17 protein-coding genes are annotated in these 19,901 nt (G+C 70.6%); 7 read left to right on the top strand and 10 right to left on the bottom strand.

What is annotated here, in order from left to right:
- Positions 1 to 108: 108 nt before the first annotated feature.
- The 6 genes from ACWGH4_RS05370 to ACWGH4_RS05345 all read right to left on the bottom strand — a co-directional run bounded on the left by ACWGH4_RS05370 (position 109) and on the right by ACWGH4_RS05345 (position 7,769).
- Entirely contained in the window at positions 109 to 651 is a 543-nt protein-coding gene (locus ACWGH4_RS05370; RefSeq protein WP_005314769.1) for a bacterial proteasome activator family protein, read from the bottom strand.
- A 145-nt stretch (positions 652 to 796) separates the two neighbouring features.
- Positions 797 to 3,658 carry an FtsX-like permease family protein gene (locus ACWGH4_RS05365; protein ID WP_453455850.1) on the bottom strand — a complete coding sequence of 954 codons (2,862 nt, stop codon included), beginning with the start codon at positions 3,656 to 3,658 and terminating at the stop codon, positions 797 to 799.
- Positions 3,655 to 4,416: an ATP-binding cassette domain-containing protein gene (locus tag ACWGH4_RS05360; protein WP_441263388.1), complete on the bottom strand. Its 762-nt coding sequence runs from the start codon at positions 4,414 to 4,416 to the stop codon at positions 3,655 to 3,657. Before ACWGH4_RS05360 ends, ACWGH4_RS05365 begins: the two co-directional genes overlap by 4 nt.
- 252 nt (positions 4,417 to 4,668) lie before the next feature.
- Positions 4,669 to 5,316 (bottom strand): PadR family transcriptional regulator, encoded by a 648-nt coding sequence (locus ACWGH4_RS05355; RefSeq protein WP_453455847.1) that lies wholly within the window; start codon positions 5,314 to 5,316, stop codon positions 4,669 to 4,671.
- Between the two features lie 84 nt (positions 5,317 to 5,400).
- Positions 5,401 to 5,775: a hypothetical protein gene (locus tag ACWGH4_RS05350; RefSeq protein WP_453455844.1), complete on the bottom strand. Its 375-nt coding sequence runs from the start codon at positions 5,773 to 5,775 to the stop codon at positions 5,401 to 5,403.
- A 386-nt stretch (positions 5,776 to 6,161) separates the two neighbouring features.
- Positions 6,162 to 7,769, bottom strand: coding sequence for a protein kinase domain-containing protein (locus ACWGH4_RS05345; protein ID WP_453455841.1), 1,608 nt, complete (start codon positions 7,767 to 7,769; stop codon positions 6,162 to 6,164).
- 369 nt (positions 7,770 to 8,138) lie between these two features.
- Between ACWGH4_RS05345 and ACWGH4_RS05340 the strand changes: the two genes are divergently transcribed.
- Complete coding sequence (locus ACWGH4_RS05340; protein WP_453455838.1) at positions 8,139 to 9,689, top strand: protein kinase domain-containing protein; 1,551 nt, start codon at positions 8,139 to 8,141, stop codon at positions 9,687 to 9,689.
- A 45-nt stretch (positions 9,690 to 9,734) separates the two neighbouring features.
- Here ACWGH4_RS05340 and ACWGH4_RS05335 read toward each other — a convergent pair whose 3' ends face one another.
- The 3 genes from ACWGH4_RS05335 to ACWGH4_RS05325 all read right to left on the bottom strand — a co-directional run bounded on the left by ACWGH4_RS05335 (position 9,735) and on the right by ACWGH4_RS05325 (position 11,961).
- Positions 9,735 to 10,742, bottom strand: coding sequence for a phosphotransferase (locus ACWGH4_RS05335; RefSeq protein ID WP_453455835.1), 1,008 nt, complete (start codon positions 10,740 to 10,742; stop codon positions 9,735 to 9,737).
- A 15-nt stretch (positions 10,743 to 10,757) separates the two neighbouring features.
- Positions 10,758 to 11,174 carry a pyridoxamine 5'-phosphate oxidase family protein gene (locus tag ACWGH4_RS05330; protein WP_453455832.1) on the bottom strand — a complete coding sequence of 139 codons (417 nt, stop codon included), beginning with the start codon at positions 11,172 to 11,174 and terminating at the stop codon, positions 10,758 to 10,760.
- 121 nt (positions 11,175 to 11,295) lie between these two features.
- Positions 11,296 to 11,961, bottom strand: coding sequence for a response regulator (locus ACWGH4_RS05325; RefSeq protein ID WP_453455829.1), 666 nt, complete (start codon positions 11,959 to 11,961; stop codon positions 11,296 to 11,298).
- Positions 11,962 to 12,288: 327 nt separating this feature from the next.
- On the opposite strand from ACWGH4_RS05325, the gene pdhA reads away from it, so the two are divergent.
- From pdhA to ACWGH4_RS05300, 5 genes are all read left to right on the top strand, one after another.
- A complete protein-coding gene (pdhA, locus tag ACWGH4_RS05320) occupies positions 12,289 to 13,440 on the top strand; it encodes a pyruvate dehydrogenase (acetyl-transferring) E1 component subunit alpha (RefSeq protein WP_441263396.1) in 1,152 nt (383 codons plus the stop codon).
- Positions 13,441 to 13,442: 2 nt separating this feature from the next.
- Positions 13,443 to 14,423, top strand: a complete 981-nt coding sequence (locus ACWGH4_RS05315) for a transketolase C-terminal domain-containing protein (RefSeq protein ID WP_441263397.1) — start codon at positions 13,443 to 13,445, stop codon at positions 14,421 to 14,423.
- Positions 14,424 to 14,437: 14 nt separating this feature from the next.
- The gene (locus tag ACWGH4_RS05310; RefSeq protein ID WP_453455825.1) at positions 14,438 to 15,868 is read left to right on the top strand and encodes a dihydrolipoamide acetyltransferase family protein; all 1,431 of its coding nucleotides are present in this window, start codon (positions 14,438 to 14,440) and stop codon (positions 15,866 to 15,868) included.
- Between the two features lie 160 nt (positions 15,869 to 16,028).
- A complete protein-coding gene (locus tag ACWGH4_RS05305; protein ID WP_441263399.1) occupies positions 16,029 to 16,682 on the top strand; it encodes an FCD domain-containing protein in 654 nt (217 codons plus the stop codon).
- Positions 16,679 to 17,986: an MFS transporter gene (locus ACWGH4_RS05300; RefSeq protein ID WP_441263400.1), complete on the top strand. Its 1,308-nt coding sequence runs from the start codon at positions 16,679 to 16,681 to the stop codon at positions 17,984 to 17,986. Before ACWGH4_RS05305 ends, ACWGH4_RS05300 begins: the two co-directional genes overlap by 4 nt.
- A gap of 107 nt (positions 17,987 to 18,093) precedes the next feature.
- Here ACWGH4_RS05300 and ACWGH4_RS05295 read toward each other — a convergent pair whose 3' ends face one another.
- Positions 18,094 to 18,918 carry a maleylpyruvate isomerase family mycothiol-dependent enzyme gene (locus tag ACWGH4_RS05295; protein ID WP_441263401.1) on the bottom strand — a complete coding sequence of 275 codons (825 nt, stop codon included), beginning with the start codon at positions 18,916 to 18,918 and terminating at the stop codon, positions 18,094 to 18,096.
- Between the two features lie 167 nt (positions 18,919 to 19,085).
- Between ACWGH4_RS05295 and ACWGH4_RS05290 the strand changes: the two genes are divergently transcribed.
- A complete protein-coding gene (locus tag ACWGH4_RS05290) occupies positions 19,086 to 19,892 on the top strand; it encodes a carbon-nitrogen family hydrolase (RefSeq protein WP_453455820.1) in 807 nt (268 codons plus the stop codon).
- Positions 19,893 to 19,901: the final 9 nt, after the last annotated feature.

The raw sequence follows: 19,901 nt of genomic DNA, 5'->3' as shown, positions 1-19,901 counted from the left end.
GAGGTAAGGGGCCGGGCTGTGGACCGGACCCGAGGTACGGGCCGGACCGGGGACCGGACCAGGCGTACGGGCCGGACCGGAGCCCCAGAGGTAAGAGTGCGGACCGGACTAGAGGTACGGACCGGAGCGGATCGCGCCGTGCTGACCGCCCTCGTCCTCCTCGTGGGACGCACCGGGCGGCAGTGCGCGCCGCATCTGCTCCAACTGGGCCCGTGCGGCCATCTGCTGAGCGAACAGCGCGGTCTGGATCCCGTGGAAAAGACCTTCGAGCCAGCCCACCAACTGGGCCTGCGCGATACGCAGTTCCGCTTCGGACGGAATCGCGTCATCCGTGAACGGGAGGGAGAGGCGTTCCAGTTCCTCCACGAGCTCCGGCGCGAGCCCGTCCTCCAGCTCCTTGACCGAACCGGCGTGGATCTCCTTGAGCCGGACCCGGCTCGCCTCGTCCAGAGGAGCTGCCCGCACTTCCTCGAGCAGCTGCTTGATCATGCTGCCGATGCGCATGACCTTCGCCGGCTGTTCGACCATTTCCGTCACCGGGACCTCACGCGACTCGTTGTCACCGTCACCCTGGCTGAGGGCCATCCCGTCCTGTCCCACGACGAGGACGTGTGGGCTCTCCTGCGACCGTTCATTCCTCGGCATCTCCATGCCGCCATTCTCTCGTACATGCGCGTAACCAGAGGTGTGCCCCCGTAGGAGAGTGATCCACCCTCCTACGGGGGCACAAAACCGCTGGATAGCGATCCGCCGGCAAAGGATCACCCGGTCGGCGCCGGATGCCGCGGGAGCGTGATCAGGCAGCCTCTCGCCGGGCGAGCGCGCCCCGGGAGCGGGTGACCAGCGCCGCGAGGAGGGCGGCGCCCACCGGGACGGCGACCAGCAGAGCGGCCAGCGTCTCCCAGGGCACCACGATCGGCACGTACGGCACCGAGTCCATGGCGGCCCAGCCCTCGTCCAGAGCCTGCTCGTACCAGGCCCGCTGCTGGCGCTCCTCGGTGAGCCTCAGCCCGATCGCCGGCAGTACGCCGGCCGCCGAGCCGAGGACCACTCCCATCGCGGCCACCACCCCGCACTGGAAGCCGCTGAGCGTCCTGCGGACCCTCGGCGGGGCTCCGACGGCGGCGAGCGTCTTCAGGTCGGCCTCTGCGTCCGCCTGGGCCAGTCCGGTGGCGATGCCTGCCGCTCCGATCGTGATCAGACCGGCGAACACCGTCAGCGCCAGCATGACGATGCTGTTCTCGCTGGTGTAGCCCTCCTCGATGTGAAGGTTGACCGCGGCGCCTGTCTTGTCCAGCTCGCCGTCGAGCCGCTGCCGCTGCTCGGTGCTCGGCATCCTGTCCGTCGAGAAGTAGGCGCCGAGCGGCACCGTGGTGAGTCCCGCCGACTTGGCCGCGGCGGGCGTGAGCAGCGTGGAGAGGCCGTACGAGTTCGTTTTCGCGGCCATGTGAGCGGTGAAGGTCTTGATCTCGCCCGGGGGCTGCTGGCCCTTCTCCGCGGCCCGGTCGGCGGCCTCGATGTCGGTGATCAACCGGATGCCGATCTTGCCCTTGCTGTCGACGTTGCGCTTGTCGAAGGACACGATCTGCCCGGCCGCCAGGGCCTTCTCCGCGGCGGGATCGTCGATGCCGAGCACCTTGAGCAGCTTGGCGTCCGCGACGGCCACGCCGCCGTCGACGTAGGCCCCGCCACCGCTGCCCTCCTTGCAGCGCCAGTCCTCGGCCAGCTTGCGGCGTTCCGCCTTGCTGAACTTTTCCGACGGGTCCTGGTCCGGGTGCGCCGGATCCGTGGCCCACAGCGGGCACTCGTTGGCCTTGGGCACGATGATCTCGTACCGTCCGCAGCCCTCGCCGCTGTCGTACATCCCGCAGCCCGCCCTGCCCACGGAGATCCGGTCGACGTCCGCCCGCACGTCCACGGGAAGCAGCTTCTGCACGGTGCTGCGCGCACCCGGGACGTCACGCCCGCCGCCCTCGTCGATCGTCATGGAGACGGCGCCGTGCGGCAGTTGTGCCTGGTACTCGGCGGCGCCCTGGGCATCGGCGCTCGCAGCGTAGGTGGCGACGGCCACGGTGCCCGCGACGGCGGCCAGTACCGCGGCGACCGCGGGAGCCGTGCGTCCCCGGTTGCGGACGGCGTCGCGCAGGGCGAGCCGGGGGGACAGCGGCAGGATCCGGCCGATCCGGCCGAACAGGCCCACCAGGGCGGGAGTCAGCGCGACCACGCCCAGCTCGGCCAGGGCACTGCCGCCGGCGACGATGGCGAACTGGTCGGTCATCATCGACCCGTACAGGGCGATCGAGGCACCGAGAGCCACCGCGATCAGCCCGATGACCGGCAGCACCCGGCTGCTGCGGCGGACGCCGCGGCGGCCGGTGAGCGAGGCGAGGACGGTCTGCCGCGACGCGGTGACGGCGGGAACGACGGCGGCCAGCAGACCGGTCAGCACGGCGAGCAGCGCGATACCGAGCAGTTCGAGCGGCCGGACGTCGAAGTGCCCGAAGCGCTTGCCCAGGTAGTCCTCCAGCAGCGGCTGGAGCAGGTAGGTGAGGGCCAGTCCGAGGACCGTACCCACGACGGCTGCCGCGACACCGATCACCAGACCGCCACCGAGAACGATGGCCCGGATGTGCCGGCGGTCGCCGCCGTTGGCCCCCACCAGGCCGAGCTGGCGGCGGGAGCGCCGGGCGCCCACCGCGAAGGCGGGGCCGGCCAGCAGGCAGATCTCCAGCATGGCGAGGCCGACGACGGTACCCACAGCGGCGAGCGCCGCCGCCTTTGCGGCCGTGCTCTCCTCGAAGTTCCCCCAGCCCTCCTCCTGGAAGAGGGGCACCTCGGAGTCGGCCGGCGGGTTCAGCGACACCGCCCGTGATTCGACCGTCACACCCTTGGTGTTGATGTCCTTGACGATGTTCCACGTGAAACCGCCGGGAACGGTCGCAAGCAGCGTCGTGGAGGGCGATGTGCCGGACAGTCCCGCCGTTTCCAGCGCCTTGTCGAGCGGCGCGAGCATGGCACCCGGCAAGACGTTGACCTGGTCAGTGTCCAGAGCGTTGGGGAGTTCGTACGAGCCGACGATGCGGTACGCGCGGTCGAATCCCCGAGCGGTGAGCGTGGAGCCCACCTCGAGGCCGCTGCTCTCGAGGAAGTGCGTGGTCGCTGCCACTTCGTCGGGCTTCTGCGGGAGCCGGCCGCTGACCACGGCCAGGATGCCCTCGGCCATCGGGTCCGAGGCGTTCAGCTCCCGTATCTCCGTGTGCAGCAGACCGTGTGTCGTGCGGAGCTTGGCGGAACCGACCGTGTCCTTCAGCGTCTTCGCGCCTGCGGGCAGGGCCTTGGTGATGTCCGCCTTCCCCTCCGGCCACGGCTTGTTGTCGAAGTCGCCGATCGGGTTGTAGTTCCTGCCGTCCGGGGACTGCATGATCGGTACGCCGCCCAGACCCGGGTCGGAGATCCTGCCGTCGGCGGCCCCGAGCGAGCGCTCGAGTCCCTGCTCGGCGGAGAGTTCCGCGCTGCGGACGGTCAGGTCCGCGGCGCTCACACCGAGGATGGGCAGGGCGATCATGGCCAGGACCAGGAAGCTGCGGCCCTTCGAGCGCCAGGCGTCGCGGCGCGCGATCCGGATCGCGGCGCGCCAGGAGTGGTACCAGGTGATCACAGCTCGGCCGCCTGGCCGGAGAGCAGGGAGTCCGCCTGGCTGCGCACGGTCTGATCGACGACCGCGCCGTCGCGCAGGAACACCACGCGGTCGGCCCAGGCGGCGAAGCGCGGCTCGTGGGTGACCAGGATGCCGGCGGCGCCGGCGTCGCAGCGGGAGCGCAGCAGGGCGAGCACGGACTCGCCGGTCTCCGAGTCCAGGGCGCCGGTCGGCTCGTCGGCGAGCACGAGGCGGCGGTCGCCGACGAGGGCCCGCGCGATGGCGACCCGCTGCTGCTGGCCGCCCGACATCTCGTCGGGGAAGCGGTCGGCGAGGTGCCCGAGGTCCATCTCCTCAAGAGCGGCGACGGCTTCGCCACGGGCCTTCCGGGCGGAGACGCCGTCGAGTTCGCGCGGCAGGGCGACGTTCTCTGCGGCGGTGAGTGCCGGGATGAGGTTGTAGTCCTGGAAGACGTAGCCGATGCTGCGCCGGCGCAGAGCGGCGAGCGTCTTGCGGTCGGCGGTCGTGATGTCGGTGTCCTCGACGATCACGCGCCCGGAGGTCGGAACGTCGAGGCCGCCCGCGATCGTCAGCAGAGTCGACTTCCCGGAGCCCGACGGGCCCATGACGGCGACGAGTTCACCGGGGAAGACATCGAGGTTGATCCCACGCAGGGCATGCACTTCAGTGGCGCCACTGCCGTGCACACGCGTCAACTGCTGTAGTTGCAGCACCGGTTGCTGTGCAGACTGAGGCTGCTGTGACAGCTGTTCGGACATAGGTGAAGTCCCCCTTGGTCGGGCGCGTACACACGAGCGGGTGTACGGAGAGGTGTGTGGTCGGCCGGGTGGCCGATTCGGTTCTGTGGGCCGCGCTGCGGCCGGGCGGCCGGTGCGGTGCGGGTGTTCCCCCTGTGGCCTTCGGCGGCCGGCCGGAGCGGGTGTCCGGCCCGGCGCTGTGCCCGCCCCGTCCGATGTCCGCCCCCGGGCGTCGTGACCGTCGAAGGGCGGTGGTCCTGAGCCGGAGCGGGCCTAATCAGGCCGCGCCGGCCGGGCGCCGGCCGTGGTCGGGTGCGTCCGTGCCGGCGGTGCGGCGGCGGGTGAATCCCCTGCCGGTTGCGTCCCCCGCCCTGCCGCCGCCGAGAGCCTGATCAGCCGCACCTCGCAGTGGTCGAGCCAGCGCGCCTCGGCCTCCGTCTGGAAGATGAGCTGCTCCAGCACGAGCAGCCACGCCACGTCGTCCCGCTCCCGCGACCCCCCGCTCTCGATCGCGGCGAGCGCCTGGGCCTTGAGACGCGTGTAGTCCTGCATGGCGTTCACCGTGTGGTGGCGCTGGGACTGGATGACGGCACGGATGTCCACCCCCGGTGCGCCGACCGCCATGGCGAGCTTGATGGCCAGTTCGTCGCGGGGCGGGCTGCTGCGGTCCACTGGCGTCTCGAACCAGCTCCTGAGCTCCGAGCGGCCGGCGTCCGTGATGACGTACAGCGCGTGCCCAGCCTCGTCCTCGCCGTTCTGCGCGACCATCCCGTCGCGCTCCAGACGGTTGAGGGTCGTGTAGACCTGGCCGACGTTGAGCGGCCAGGTGGCGCCCGTGCGCGACTCGAACTCCGAGCGGAGCTGGGAGCCGTAGCGGGGGCCGTGTTCGAGGAGGGCGAGGAGCCCGTGCCTGATGGACATACTCAGTATGTATACCGAGTATGCCCATGGCGGCAACCATCGCTGGAGGGACTCATGGCGTCCCCCTTGAGACGGACGCGGGAGTCAGCGACGGCGCAGCCGCATGCCCAGGAAGCCGATACCGAGGCCCATCAGGGCCATGCCGATGCCCAGCGAGAGCGGCGAGATCTGCTGGGCGACGGGCACCGGTGCGGACTGAGGTGCCTGGTGGCGGGCGGCGGCGGGGGCGCTCCAGTGGGGTCCGGAGGTCGGCGCGTTCCAAGCCCCGCCGGGCTCCTCCGTCTCGGGTGCCCCGTCCTCCTCCGGACGGGTGTCCTGCGGGGGCCGTCCCGTGCGGAACGGCCGGTCCTCGTGCCGCCGGGGCGGCCAGCCCGGCGCGGAGGACTTCGCAGGGGCGCCGGTTTTCGACGGCGACACCGCCGCGGCGGGAGTGCCCGAAGGAGCGACGGAAGGGCTCACGCTCGCGCTCGGCGACGGCGTCGTACGACGGCCGGGGCGCTGGCGCCCTTCCCCTGCCTGCCGCCCGGCGAGGGATTCGGAGACAGAGGGTTGGGGGGACGCCTCCCGCGGCTCCCGCTCCCCGGCGTGGGAGACCGGAGTGGCCAGCAGGAGAAGTGAAGCGACGGTGATCGCACATCGAGTGCGCAGCGCTGGAGTCACCGGATGACCCCTCCCGTGCCGAGTCGTCGTCACCGACATATCGGAGTCAGCGTCACATGACGCTCTGTCTCCGGCATCTCGGGCACCGGCTCGTCCCGGCGGCGGGTACGGAGACGGCCCGGTGCGCAGGGCGCGTACCGGGCCGTTTGCTTCGTGCGGGAGCCCCCGAAGGAGCCCGGGAGGGTCTACTCCGGATAGCCGGTGGAGACCTCGAGGTCGAACGTCGCGTCGTCCTCAGACACCTCGACGTCGGCGCCCGGGAACTGGGTCACCACGACGCCCTCGCCCCACTGCGCGTTGGGCACGTCCTTGACGTTGACCTTCCAGCCCGCGGCCTGCGCGCACTCCTTGACCGACAGGATGTCCTTGTAGACGAAGTCGGGGGCCTGAACCTTGGAGGGGTCGTCGTAGCCCTCCTGTGCGTCCGAGCACTTCGTCTTCTCGATCTTCCGCTGGCGCTCCGGGCCCTTGTAGCCGGCCTGCTGCGACTCGCTGGTCGTCGGGTCGCCGCCGGCCTCGGTGCCCGGATCGTCGTCGTCCTTGTTCATGGCGATCGCGGTGATGAGACCGCCGATGGCGAGCAGTGCCACCGCGATGGCGCCCACGATCACCGGCATGTTCCGCCGGCCACCGCCACCGCTGCCGCCGGTCGTGGCGGGCTGCGGCGAGATCGTGTACGGCGGCGGGGTCGAGACCGCCGGGGCCGGTGTCTGGTACGCCGGGGCGGGCGTCGGGTAGCCGTAGTGCGGCGTCGGGGCCGGGGTGGGGGCGCCGTAGGGGCCCGGCTGGTAGGGCGTCTGGACGCCGCTCTGCGGGGGCGGGGCGGACTGGTCCAGGGGCGGGAAGACGGCGGAACCGACGCCCGCGCCGCTGCTCGCCGGTGCACCGCTGATGATCACGGGTGCGCCCGTCTGTCCGGCGCTCGCGACCCGGGCGCACTCGTCGCGCATGGCGGCGGCGCTCGGGAACCGCTCGTTCGGGTTCTTCTTCAGGGCGCGGGCGACGAGCGCGTCCATCGCGGGAGTGACGGACCGGTTGACGGTGGACGGTGCGACCGGCTCTTCCTGGACGTGCGCGTACGCGATCGCCAGCGGCGAGTCCGCGTCGAACGGCAGCCGGCCGGTCAGCAGCTGGAAGAGCATGATCCCGACCGAGTACAGGTCGGAGCGGGCGTCCACACCGCGTCCGAGGGCCTGCTCGGGGGAGAGGTACTGCGGCGTGCCGACGACCATGCCCGTCTGCGTCATCGACGTGACGCCCGACTGCATGGCGCGGGCGATGCCGAAGTCCATCACCTTGACGATGCCGCGCTTGGTCATCATCACGTTGCCGGGCTTGATGTCGCGGTGGACCAGGCCCATCTCGTGACTGGTCTCCAGGGCCGCGAGCACGTCGGCGGTGACCTTGAGCGCCTTGTCGGCGGGCATCGCGCCGTACTGCTGGATGTCGGCGGCCAGGACGGATCCCAGCGGCTGCCCCTCCACGTACTCCATGACGATGTACGGCATCAGCGAGCCGTCGAGCTCGTCCTCGCCGGTGTCGAAGACGGACACGATGTTGGTGTGGGACAGCTTGGCGACGGCCTGCGCCTCACGCCGGAACCGCTCGCGGAACGACTGCTCGCGCCCCAGTTCCGTGTGGAGCGTCTTGATGGCCACCTGGCGGTCGAGCGCGGAGTCGTAGGCCAGGTAGACGGAGGCCATGCCGCCTTCGCCGAGCAGATCGCGAAGCTGATACCGGCCGCCCGCCACGGAACCACCCGCATAGCGGCCCTGCGCGCCGTCCTGGCTCATGACTGTGCATCCCCCTCGGCGCGGTGGCCCGACGGCCCGGTCCGCGATGGTTCGCAATTGCTTGCCGATCCTTGTCTCGAGGACCGAGAAACCTGGACCGTGATCCGTATTACGGGGCAAGTCTGCCGCAGGGGTCCGACACGTCAAGCCAGGTGCCCGTTCCGTGACCGTACGCACAACAAGCGTCTCGGAAGCGTTACAGGAACAGCATGGAATTTGCACCCCTTCGCGCCCAGGAGGTTTGATGGCCGGTCCCTCTCGAAAACCGGCCTGCCGCGCCAAGGCTGTAGCGTGACGTGGCACAGCACCCCGAGAAATGACATCCCGCAGGCAGAGTACGCACGCGGACAGATACGACGGCGAGGACTGATGGCACCCGAACCCGGAGCAGACGGCAGCGGAGTGCCGGATTCTGCGGACGCCTGGGGTGTCGGCGGACTGGTCGGAGACGGCCGTTACCGCCTGACGCACCGTCTCGGCCGCGGCGGCATGGCCGAGGTGTTCGCGGCGGAGGACGTACGGCTCGGCCGTACGGTCGCCGTCAAACTGCTGCGGCCGGACCTGGCAGAGGATCCGGTCTCCAAGGCCCGCTTCACCCGTGAGGCGCAGTCGGTCGCCGGCCTCAACCACCATGCGGTGGTGGCGGTCTACGACTCCGGCGAGGACGTGGTGGGCAGCCAGACCGTCCCCTACATCGTGATGGAGCTCGTCGAGGGCCGCACCATCCGCGACCTGCTCGTCAACGCGGAGGCGCCGCCGCCCGAGCAGGCCCTGATCATCGTCTCCGGCGTCCTCGAGGCCCTCGCCTATTCGCACCAGCACGGCATCGTGCACCGCGACATCAAGCCCGCCAACGTCATCATCACCAACTCCGGCGCGGTCAAGGTGATGGACTTCGGCATCGCGCGCGCACTGCACGGCGCCCAGTCGACGATGACCCAGACCGGCATGGTCATGGGCACCCCCCAGTACCTCTCCCCCGAGCAGGCGCTGGGCAAGGCCGTCGACCACCGTTCCGACCTGTACGCGACGGGCTGCCTGCTGTACGAACTGCTCGCGCTGCGGCCCCCGTTCACCGGTGAGACGCCGCTCTCGGTCGTCTACCAGCACGTGCAGGACATCCCCGTGCCGCCGTCCGACGTCTCGGACGTGGTGCCGCCCGAGCTCGACGGGCTGGTCATGCGCTCCCTCGCCAAGGACCCGGACGACCGGTTCCAGAGCGCGGAGGAGATGCGCGGACTGGTGCAGTACGGGCTGCAGATGCTGCAGCAGCAGGGCAGCCACAACGGCACCTGGAACACCGGGCCGGTCCAGCTCTACGACGGTGGCGGCACCCCGGCGAGGGGCATGACCGGCGCGACCGCGGCGCACCCCGTGCACGGCGAGACCTCGCAGGGCCCGATCCTTCCTCCGATGAACCCGAACGACGGGGGCTACGACGGCGGTTACGGCACCGGCGGGCGCGGCGGCAAGGGCGGCCGGGGCAAGGTGTGGCTGCTCGCGGCCCTTGCCGTGGTAGCGGTGGTCGTGGGCATCGCCTTCGCGCTCGACAGGGCGAACGACAAGGGCGGCACGAACCCGGGCGACGGAAAGACGGTCTCCGAGACGCCGACGACTCCGGAGGAGTCGCCGACGCCGACCGAGGAGGAGACCGAGCCGACGGACGAGCCCGACACCTCCACGGGCGGCAACCAGCAGCCGTCGTGGACCCCTTCGGACGTACCGTCGTTCACGCCGAGCACCCAGCCGACGCCGTCCTGGACGCCGTCCCCGACGGGCAAGCCGACCGAGCCGACGGGCAAGCCGACGCAGACGACGCCGACGCCGACGGAGCCGACGGACGAACCGCCGCCGACCGAGACGGGCGGTGCCACCGAAGGCGGGGGAGGCACCGTGGAGGGCAACGAAGGCGGCGAGTGACGGGGCGGGTCCGGCCTTTCGGTGCCTGCGGCACCCGCGGACGCCTCACCCGGCGAACGCGTCGCACACCGCGTCGTACTCCTTCGTCCACCACACCGCCAGGGCCGACACCGCGGGGAACTGCGGGTCGGCCCTTCGGTCGTGCAGCTGGTAGCGCCAGCGCAGTATCCAGAAGTCGTTGAGCCGCTCCCACCAGACCCGGTGCACGGCGGCCCGCAGTTCGGCCGGGTCGGCGCCGGCGGCACGCCGGTACGCGCGTGCGTAGGCCCGCACCTTCGTGAGCTCCAGCCGGCCGGCCGGGAGGACGAAGAAGATCGCCGCTGCCCGCACCGCCTCCTCCGCCCGCGGCTGTACCCCGAGCCGGTCCCAGTCGACGATCGCGGCCGGCTCCGCCCCCTGGTAGAGCAGGTTCAGCGGGTGGAAGTCGCCGTGCACCCAGCCGCCGGCGCCGCCCGGCGGCGGTCTGCGGCCGGCGTGGCGCTCCAGCAGCGTGCGCCGCTGGAGGAGGCGGTGTTCCGCGAGGGTGTCGAAGGAGTCGCGGGGCCGGGCCGACCTGGCCAGCTCCAGCAGTTCGTCGATGAGGGTGAACGTCTCTTCGGGGTCGGCGCTGTTGTGCTCGGTCTTGCGGGGGGTGCCGTCGTCCATGACCTGCGCCAGGCAGGTGTGGACCAGGCCGAGGAGCGATCCGAGCCGCCGTGACTGGGCGGTGCTGAGCTGGGCGCCGTTGCGATGGCGGCCCTCGACCCAGGGGTGCAGGGCGTAGCAGTGGCCGTCGATCACGGCGACCGTGTCACCGCCCTGGTCCTCCAGGGGCGGCGCGACGGGCACGTCGAGGGCCTGGAGCCGCTGGGTGGCGCGATGCTGCCGCGCGATGGCCTCGTGGTCGCCGTCGAGGTGGTGCTTGAGGAAGTACGCCCCGCGGGTGGTCGCGAGGCGGTAGCCACGGTTGAGGAGCCCCTGGGTGACGGGTTTGCAGGAGAGGGGCTCGCCCGCGTTCTCGTAGCGGCGCAGAAGCGCGGAGAGGGGCGGAGCGGTATCAGATGAGCGCGGCACCCGCCAGATGTTAGATCACTCCATGTGTTGCGCCGAATGCCCTTCGGAGTCACCCAGGATGTGCACGGTGGCGAAGCGGGGTTCGACGCACAGGTATGCCGGCCGGAAGTCCTCACCGTCGATGCGGTCCGGCCGCGGCCCGAAGTGCGCCAGCTCCTCCTCCTTCGGGCTGACCGTCTCCGCGGTACCGGTGAACTGAACGGACCAGAGAGCCGCCGCACCGGAGTTGAGGTTGTCCGCGCCGTAGGCGACCACGCTCCCGCAGCCTGCCCGCAGATGCTCGCCGGTGGCCTGCAGCCTCAGCAGCACCCGGCCGTTCGCCACGACGTGTTGTGCGGGGACCAGGACGGGCATGGCCCGGAGACTGGTGGCCAGGAGGCCGTAGCGGACGCGGCCGAGCAGCTCGATGGCGCGGAGTTCCTCTGAGGGCATACCGTCCACTCTCGGTGTCCGACGGCTCCGCCGGGTAGAGGCGCCGGCCCCGAACGTGACGGGACCTAAGTCCCATGACCACGCGTGGACGCGTTGGTCCGAACGAGTGAAGGTGGCGGTGTCAGTGGTGCTGACGCTCCGCCTGGATCCTCGCCACGTACGCGGCGGCCTGCGCGCGCCGCTCCATGCCCAGCTTGGAGAGCAGGCTGGAGACGTAGTTCTTGATGGTCTTCTCCGCGAGGTGGAGCCGCTCGCCGATGGCCCGGTTGGTGAGCCCTTCCCCGATCAGGTCCAGGATCCTGCGCTCCTGGTCCGTGAGGTTCGCGAGCCGCTCGTCGCCCGCCGGCCTGTTCCCCTCGCGCAGCCGCTCCAGGACCCGGGCGGTCGCCGCCGGGTCGAGCAGTGATCTGCCCGCGGCGACGTCCCGCACCGCGGCGAGCAGTTCGCTGCCGCGGATCGCCTTCAGCGCGTATCCCGAGGCACCTGCCATGATCGCGTCGAAGAGGGCCTCGTCGTCCGCGAATGAGGTGAGCATCAGACACTTGATGTTCTCGTTGCGTGAACGGACCTCGCGGCACACCTCCACACCGCTGCCGTCCGGCAGCCGCACGTCCAGGATGGCGACATCCGGAGCGGTCGCAGGGATCCTGACCAGGGCGTCTTCCGCGGTTCCCGCCTCGCCGACCACCTCGATGTCGGCCTCGGCGGCGAGCAGCTCACGAACGCCACGCCGGACCACTTCATGGTCGTCGAGGAGAAATACGCTGATTTTTCCCGTTTCGCGCACGGAGGCAGTCTCACATATTGACTCTTCCCGTGCCCGGGGTGGCCGGGATAACGTGCCCGTGTTCCGGCGGCCTGCAGGGCTGTGACCAGTGGTTGTTCCCCTATTTCTCGATTTACTTGGAAATCCAAGCAAAATCGCAGGTCAAATGGGGTTTCGCAGTAATGCTGCCCACTGGGTAACGTGCCTGTGACAGGACGTTCGCCGGGGCACCTGTCACGCCTGACTTCCGGCCGCGTCGCACACACCCCGTGCGCGGGCACGGACGTGGGCGAGCCGCACTGGCTTTCCGGCGGACCCCGGGGGCCGGACCGACGGAGGAGCACGCACGTGACCGTGGAGAGCACTGCTGCCGCGCGTAAACCGCGACGCGCCAGTAAGCGCGCCAGCGCCACCAAGAAGCCGCAGAGTTCCGAGCCCCAGCTCGTACAGCTGCTGACGCCCGAGGGCGAGCGCGTCCAGCATCCCGAGTACGACATCGATCTGAGCGCCGACGAGTTGCGCGGGCTGTACCGGGACATGGTCCTGACCCGCCGCTTCGACGCCGAGGCCACCGCCCTGCAGCGCCAGGGCGAGCTGGGCCTGTGGGCCTCGCTGCTGGGTCAGGAAGCCGCACAGATCGGCTCGGGACGCGCCCTGCGCGACGACGACTACGTCTTCCCGACCTACCGTGAGCACGGCGTCGCCTGGTGCCGCGGTGTCGACCCGACCAACCTGCTGGGCATGTTCCGCGGGGTGAATCACGGTGGCTGGGACCCGACCACCAACAATTTCCACCTCTACACGATCGTCATCGGCTCGCAGACGCTGCACGCCACCGGCTACGCCATGGGCGTCGCCAAGGACGGCGCGGACTCGGCCGTGATCGCGTACTTCGGCGACGGTGCTTCCAGCCAGGGCGACGTGGCCGAGTCGTTCACGTTCTCCGCGGTCTACAACGCCCCGGTCGTGTTCTTCTGCCAGAACAACCAGTGGGCGATCTCCGAGCCCACCGAGCGCCAGACCCGGGTGCCGCTGTACCAGCGCGCGCAGGGCTTCGGCTTCCCCGGCGTCCGCGTCGACGGCAACGACGTCCTCGCCTGCCTGGCCGTGACCCGCTCCGCCCTGGAGCGGGCCCGCCGCGGCGAGGGCCCGACGCTCGTCGAGGCCTTCACGTACCGCATGGGTGCGCACACCACCTCGGACGACCCCACCAAGTACCGCCACGACGACGAGCGTGCGGCCTGGGAGGCCAAGGACCCGATCCTGCGCCTGCGGACGTACCTCGAGGCCGAGGGCCACGCCGACGAGGCGTTCTTCACCTCCCTCGACGAGGAGAGTGACGTGCTCGCCAAGCGGGTCCGTGAGGCGGTCCGGGCCATGCCCGACCCCGAGGACATGGCGATGTTCGACCACGTGTACGCGGACGGGCACTCGCTCGTCGACGAGGAGCGCGCCCAGTTCGCCGCTTACCAGGCGTCGTTCGCCGAGGAGGGCAACTAGTCATGGCTGTACAGAAGCTTCCTCTCGCGAAGGCGCTCAACGAGTCGCTCCGCAAGGCCCTCGAGACCGACCCCAAGGTCCTGATCATGGGTGAGGACGTCGGCAAGCTCGGCGGCGTCTTCCGTATCACCGACGGCCTCCAGAAGGACTTCGGCGAGGACCGGGTCATCGACACCCCGCTCGCCGAGTCGGGCATCGTCGGCACCGCCATCGGTCTGGCCCTGCGCGGCTACCGCCCCGTGGTGGAGATCCAGTTCGACGGCTTCGTCTTCCCGGCGTACGACCAGATCGTCACGCAGCTCGCGAAGATGCACGCCCGCGCGCTCGGCAAGATCAAGCTGCCGGTCGTCATCCGCATCCCTTACGGCGGTGGCATCGGAGCGGTCGAGCACCACTCCGAGTCCCCCGAGGCGCTCTTCGCGCACGTGGCCGGTCTCAAGGTCGTCTCCCCGTCGAACTCCTCCGACGCCTACTGGATGCTTCAGCAGGCGATCCAGAGCGACGACCCGGTGATCTTCTTCGAGCCGAAGCGCCGTTACTGGGACAAGAGCGAGGTGGACACCGAGGCCATCCCCGGCCGGCTGCACGCGGCGCGTGTCGCACAGCCCGGGTCCGACATCACGCTGGCCGCTTACGGCCCGATGGTGAAGGTCTGCCTCGAGGCGGCCGCGGCCGCCGCCGAGGAGGGCAAGTCGGTGGAGGTCATCGACCTCCGATCGATGTCCCCGATCGACTTCGACACCATCCAGACGTCCGTCGAGAAGACCGGCCGGCTGGTCGTGGTCCACGAGGCGCCCGTCTTCTACGGCTCAGGCGCCGAGATCGCGGCCCGCATCACCGAGCGGTGCTTCTACCACCTCGAGGCCCCCGTGCTGAGGGTCGGCGGCTTCCACGCCCCGTATCCGCCGGCGCGGCTCGAGGAGGAGTACCTTCCGGGTCTGGACCGTGTGCTGGACGCCGTCGACCGCTCGCTCGCGTACTGAGGAGTGCCGTGACCATGACTCAAGACACTTCCCTTCGCTTCCGCGAGTTCAAGATGCCCGACGTGGGCGAGGGACTCACCGAGGCCGAGATCCTCAAGTGGTACGTCCAGCCGGGCGACACCGTCACCGACGGCCAGGTCGTGTGCGAGGTCGAGACGGCGAAGGCGGCCGTCGAGCTGCCGATCCCGTACGACGGCGTGGTGCACGAGCTGCGCTTCGCCGAGGGCACCACCGTCGACGTCGGCACCTCGATCATCACGGTCGATGTGGCGCCGGGGAGCGGTGAGGCGGCTCCGGCCGAGGCCGCCGCAGTGCCGCCCGCCCAGACCGAGGCGTCGCCCGTCGCCGAGGCCGCCGCGGAGGCGGAGGAGGCCAAGCCGCAGGGCCGTCAGCCGGTCCTCGTCGGCTACGGCGTCGCCGAGTCCTCGACCAAGCGCAGGCCGCGCAAGCAGGCGGGTGCGCCCGAGCAGAGCCGGGCGGCAGCGGCCGTCCAGGCGGAGATGAACGGCCACGGCGCGCCGACGGCGCCGCGTCCGCTCGCCAAGCCCCCGGTGCGCAAGCTCGCCAAGGACCTGGGCATCGACCTGGCGACGGTCACCCCGACCGGCCCCGACGGCGTCATCACCCGTGAGGACGTCCACGCGGCCGCCGCGCCGGCCGTCGCCGCGGCACCGGTCACGGCTCCGGCCGCAGAGCCGGTCACCGCGCAGGAGCCGCTCGCCGCCCCCGCCGTCGTCGCGGGCGCGCGGGAGACCCGGGTGCCGATCAAGGGCGTGCGCAAGGCGACCGCCTCCGCGATGGTCGGAAGCGCCTTCACCGCACCGCATGTCACGGAGTTCGTCACGATCGATGTGACGCGCACCATGAAGCTGGTCGAGGAGCTCAAGACCGACAAGGACATGGCCGGTCTGCGGGTCAACCCGCTGCTGCTGATCGCCAAGGCCCTCTTGGTCGCCATCAAGCGGAACCCGGAGGTCAACGCCTCGTGGGACGAGGCGAACCAGGAGATCGTGCAGAAGCACTACGTCAACCTGGGCATCGCCGCGGCCACTCCGCGGGGCCTGATCGTGCCGAACATCAAGGACGCGCACGACAAGACCCTGCCGCAGCTGGCGGCGGCGCTGGGCGAACTGGTGGCCACGGCCCGCGAGGGGAAGACCACCCCGGCGGCGATGCAGGGTGGCACGGTGACCATCACCAATGTCGGTGTCTTCGGTGTCGACACCGGAACGCCGATCCTCAACCCCGGTGAGTCCGCGATCCTCGCTGTGGGCGCGATCAAGCTTCAGCCGTGGGTCCACAAGGGCAAGGTGAAGCCCCGTCAGGTCACCACCCTGGCGCTCTCCTTCGACCACCGCCTGGTCGACGGCGAGCTCGGCTCCAAGGTTCTCGCCGATGTCGCGGCGATCCTGGAGCAGCCGAAGAGGCTGATCACCTGGGCCTGATGACCCTGAAGTCCTGTTTCACGTGAAACGCCCGGCCGGACAGTCCCGGCCGGGTGTTTCGCATTGAAAGTGATGCGCTTCATGCCGGTTTGCCGGAAATGGGCTTCCGTCATGCGGACGCGTCTGCCTGATGCACCTCTGTTGTATCTATGCTGTGCGCATGCCTGCCGCGCCCGTGAAACGACCCCCTGCCGCCGACCGCGTCTACACCCACGTCAAGCAGGCCGTCCTGGACCGGCGCTACGAGGGCGGCACCCTGCTCACCGAAGGCGAACTCGCCGAGGCCGTAGGGGTCTCCCGCACACCGGTACGCGAAGCCCTGCTCAAGCTCGAGGTCGAAGGGCTCATCAAGCTCTATCCGAAGAAGGGCGCGCTCGTCCTCGCCGTCTCCGCCCAGGAGATCAGGGATGTGGTCGAGACCCGCCTGCTGGTCGAGGAGTTCGCGGTGCGCCGGGCCGTGCCCGCTCCCGCCGTGCTCATCGCTCGCCTGGAGGAACTGCTGGCCGAACAGCGCCGCCACGCCGACGCCGGAGACCTCGCCGCCTTCGCCGTCAGCGACCGGTGCTTCCACGCCGAGATCGTCAAGCACGCCGGCAACGACATCCTCTCCAGGCTGTACGACCAGCTCCGCGACCGTCAGCTGCGCATGGGCGTCGCGATGATGCAGGCGCTGCCGGACCGCATCACCCGCAACCACGACGAGCACGCCGAGATCCTCGACAGGATCAAGGCGGGAGACGCCGAGGGTGCTGCCGCCTGCGTGCGCGGGCACCTCGGCCGGGTCGAGGACCTGGTCCGGGGTGAGACACGGTGAGCGGCTCCGCCCCCGTCGTCTCCCTGCCCGGTGATCCGCCCGGCGGCCGCCGCGCCGCCGCGGTCTGGGGCATCGGCGTCGCCGTCTACTTCGTCGCCGTCATCTTCCGTACCAGCCTGGGCGTCGCCGGCCTCGACGCCGCCGACCGCTTCGACGTGGGCGCCTCCGCCCTGTCCACCTTCTCGATCCTCCAGCTCCTCGTCTACGCGGGCATGCAGATACCGGTGGGCCTGATGGTCGACCGGCTGGGCACCAAAAAGGTGCTCACCATCGGCGTGGTGCTGTTCACCGTCGGCCAGCTGGGCTTCGCGCTCTCGCCCTCGTACGAGACGGCGCTCGCGTCCCGCGCCCTGCTCGGCTGCGGCGACGCGATGACCTTCATCAGCGTGCTGCGTCTCGGATCGCGCTGGTTCCCCGCCCGTCGCGGACCGCTCATCGGGCAGGTCGCCGCCCTCTTCGGAATGGCCGGCAACCTCGTCTCGACGCTCGTCATCGCCCGCATGCTGCACGGTGTGGGCTGGACCGCCACCTTCGTCGGCAGTGCCGCGTGCGGGGTGGTCGTCCTGATCCTGCTCTCGCTCTTCCTCTCCGACCACCCGGAAGGCCACGAACCCCCGCCAGCCCGGCACGCGGGACCCGCCTTCGTGCGGAAGCAGATAGCCACGTCCTGGCGTGAGCCAGGAACCCGGCTCGGCATGTGGGTCCACTTCACGACCCAGTTCCCCGCCATGGTGTTCCTGCTCCTGTGGGGAATGCCGTTCCTGGTGGAGGCGCAAGGCCTGTCCCGCGAGACCGCGGGCAGCCTGCTGACGCTCGTGGTGCTCTCCAACATGCTGGTGGGCCTGGTGTACGGGCAGGTCATCGCCCGCCACCATGGAGCACGGGTGCCACTGGCACTCGGCACTGTCGGCGCCACCGCAGCCCTATGGGCGGCCACCATCGCCTACCCGGGCGACCACGCGCCCATGTGGCTGCTCATCACACTGTGCGCGGTGCTCGGCGCCTGCGGTCCCGCCTCGATGATCGGCTTCGACTTCGCGCGTCCCGCCAACCCGCCGGAACGGCAGGGCACCGCGTCCGGGATCGTCAACATGGGCGGGTTCGTCGCCTCGATGACAACGTTGCTGGCGGTGGGCGTCCTGCTGGACGCAACCGGCGACGACTACCGCATCGCCTTCTCGTCGGTCTTCGTACTGGAGACGCTCGGGATCACCCAGATCCTGCGGCTGCGCGCCCGCGCGGCACGACGCGAACGGGAACGGCTGGTGGCGAGCCGGGTGGAGGCGGTCCACGTCCCGGCCTGAGACCCCCGGGCTGCGACGGTGCCTCCCGGTGCCCGCGACGGCGCCTCCCGGTGCCCGGGGCGGCGCCCACGGGCCCCGGGGCCCCTCCCAGGGCCCCGCAGGCACGTCTACGGCGTGACCGCGAACTCGCGCAGGATCGCCGCCGCCAACTCCGTGTCCCCGTCCACCTTGATCCGGTCCGGCACCGCGGCGGCCCGGACGCGGCCGCAGGCCAGCCGGTAGTAGGTCTCCCAGTCCATGGCGAGGGTCACCAGCGGGCCGAGGGAGGGCGAGCCGTCGATCGAGCCGCGACCGTCGGAGTCGACGCGCACCGTGCGCAGGAACTCCAGCGGGCCGTGGACATCGAAGACGACGGCCGAATTCGCGGGCGCGCCCGCCTCCTTGGCGACCACCTTGGGCAGCCCCTGGAGGAGCACGTCCCGGGCGACATACGCGCCGGGGGAGTCGAGGTTGCCCGGCTTGTTCAACGCGGTCCGCAGGTCCTGCTCGTGCACCCAGGTGTCGAACGCCCGCATCCGGTAGGCGAGTTCGACCGTCTGCTCGGCCCCCAGCGGTGCCCGGATCAGGGTGTCGGGGCTGCGGTTCTCGTTGCGCAGCTGACGAGCCCGCCGAATCATCGTGTACTCGAGTTCCGCGGTCATCTCCGGCGCCGTGTGGTGGCGGCGCACATCGACCTGCATCTCCATATAGCGGGCGAACTCGCTCCGCACATGGTAGAGATCGCGCGGCAGGGAGTGGATGGGGCGCGGGTCGCCGAGCATCTCGCACTCCATGCCGATGACATGCGAGACGATGTCGCGCACCGACCAGCCCGGGCACGGAGTGGCGCGGTTCCACTCACCCTCGACGAGCGGCCCGACCAGCTCGGCTATCGCTTCGATGGAGTGGGTCCAGGCATCTGCGTAGTTCTGGAGGCTGGGATGGACGGTCACGGGACCCCTCGGCGGTCGTACGCGGACAAATTGGACTGGCAGCGCTGTGGGGGTCCGGGGGTGGCCCCCGGATGAGCACAGTACGCTGCCCGAAGGCACCCCGGCAGTGCTTTCGTGTGACGATCGTAGGCCCGTGTTGACGGCTCGAATGCCAGGACGGTGGTAGTGTGCGCGCCTCTCTCCTTCAGATCGCAGTAGATCCGGACGAAACGGTCGATTCCCGAAGGCGGCGTGCGGCCTCCCTGGTGCGGGAACAGGCGGGCTCCGAACTGGTGATCCTCCCGGAGCTGTGGCCCGTGGGCGCCTTCGCCTACCAGCAGTTCGAGCAGGAGGCGGAGCCGCCCACCGGACCGACCTTCGAAGCCATGGCCGAGGCCGCGAAGGACGCGGAGGTCTGGCTGCACGCCGGTTCCGTCGTGGAGAAGGCCGTCGACGGCACCCTCTACAACACCGCGCTCGTCATCTCCCCCACCGGTGAACTCGCCGCCGTCTACCGCAAGATCCACCGTTTCGGGTTCGACAAGGGCGAGGCCGTGATGATGGGCGCGGGCGAGGAGCTGGTGACCGTCCCGCTCCCGGGCGCCCTCACCATCGGTCTCGCCACCTGTTACGACCTCCGCTTCCCCGAACTGTTCCGCTGCCTCGTCGACGCCGGCGCCCAGGCGCTGGTGATCCCCGCCGGCTGGCCCGCCCGCCGCCGCGAGCACTGGACCCTGCTCGCCCGCGCACGTGCGGTGGAGAACCAGGCCTACGTCCTCGCCTGCGGCACGGCCGGCACCCACGCCGGCGTCGAGCAGGCCGGCCACAGCATCGTCGTCGACCCCTGGGGCGAGGTGCTCGCGGAGGCGGGTCCCGGCGAAGAGGTCGTCACCGTGGACATCGATCCCGCGAAGGTCACGACGACCCGGGACGACTTCCCCGCCCTCAAGGACCGCCGCCTGGGCCTGCCGGCCCCGTCCGCTCCCAAGCTCTGACCGCACGCG

It is taken from the genome of Streptomyces sp. NPDC054847, assembly GCF_053610925.1.
Note: the sequence above shows the minus strand (reverse complement) of the source record. Positions and strands in the feature narration are given on the sequence as shown.

What these genes read in the sequence shown, in the direction of transcription:
- ACWGH4_RS05340 (WP_453455838.1), top strand. Translation starts at nt 8,139, where the DNA reads ATGGCACCCGAACCCGGAGCAGACGGCAGCGGAGTGCCGGATTCTGCG.
- ACWGH4_RS05310 (WP_453455825.1), top strand. Translation starts at nt 14,438, where the DNA reads ATGACTCAAGACACTTCCCTTCGCTTCCGCGAGTTCAAGATGCCCGAC.
- ACWGH4_RS05315 (WP_441263397.1), top strand. Translation starts at nt 13,443, where the DNA reads ATGGCTGTACAGAAGCTTCCTCTCGCGAAGGCGCTCAACGAGTCGCTC.
- ACWGH4_RS05330 (WP_453455832.1), bottom strand. Translation starts at nt 11,174, where the DNA reads ATGCCCTCAGAGGAACTCCGCGCCATCGAGCTGCTCGGCCGCGTCCGC.
- ACWGH4_RS05305 (WP_441263399.1), top strand. Translation starts at nt 16,029, where the DNA reads ATGCCTGCCGCGCCCGTGAAACGACCCCCTGCCGCCGACCGCGTCTAC.
- ACWGH4_RS05345 (WP_453455841.1), bottom strand. Translation starts at nt 7,769, where the DNA reads ATGAGCCAGGACGGCGCGCAGGGCCGCTATGCGGGTGGTTCCGTGGCG.
- ACWGH4_RS05360 (WP_441263388.1), bottom strand. Translation starts at nt 4,416, where the DNA reads ATGTCCGAACAGCTGTCACAGCAGCCTCAGTCTGCACAGCAACCGGTG.
- ACWGH4_RS05370 (WP_005314769.1), bottom strand. Translation starts at nt 651, where the DNA reads ATGGAGATGCCGAGGAATGAACGGTCGCAGGAGAGCCCACACGTCCTC.
- ACWGH4_RS05355 (WP_453455847.1), bottom strand. Translation starts at nt 5,316, where the DNA reads ATGTCCATCAGGCACGGGCTCCTCGCCCTCCTCGAACACGGCCCCCGC.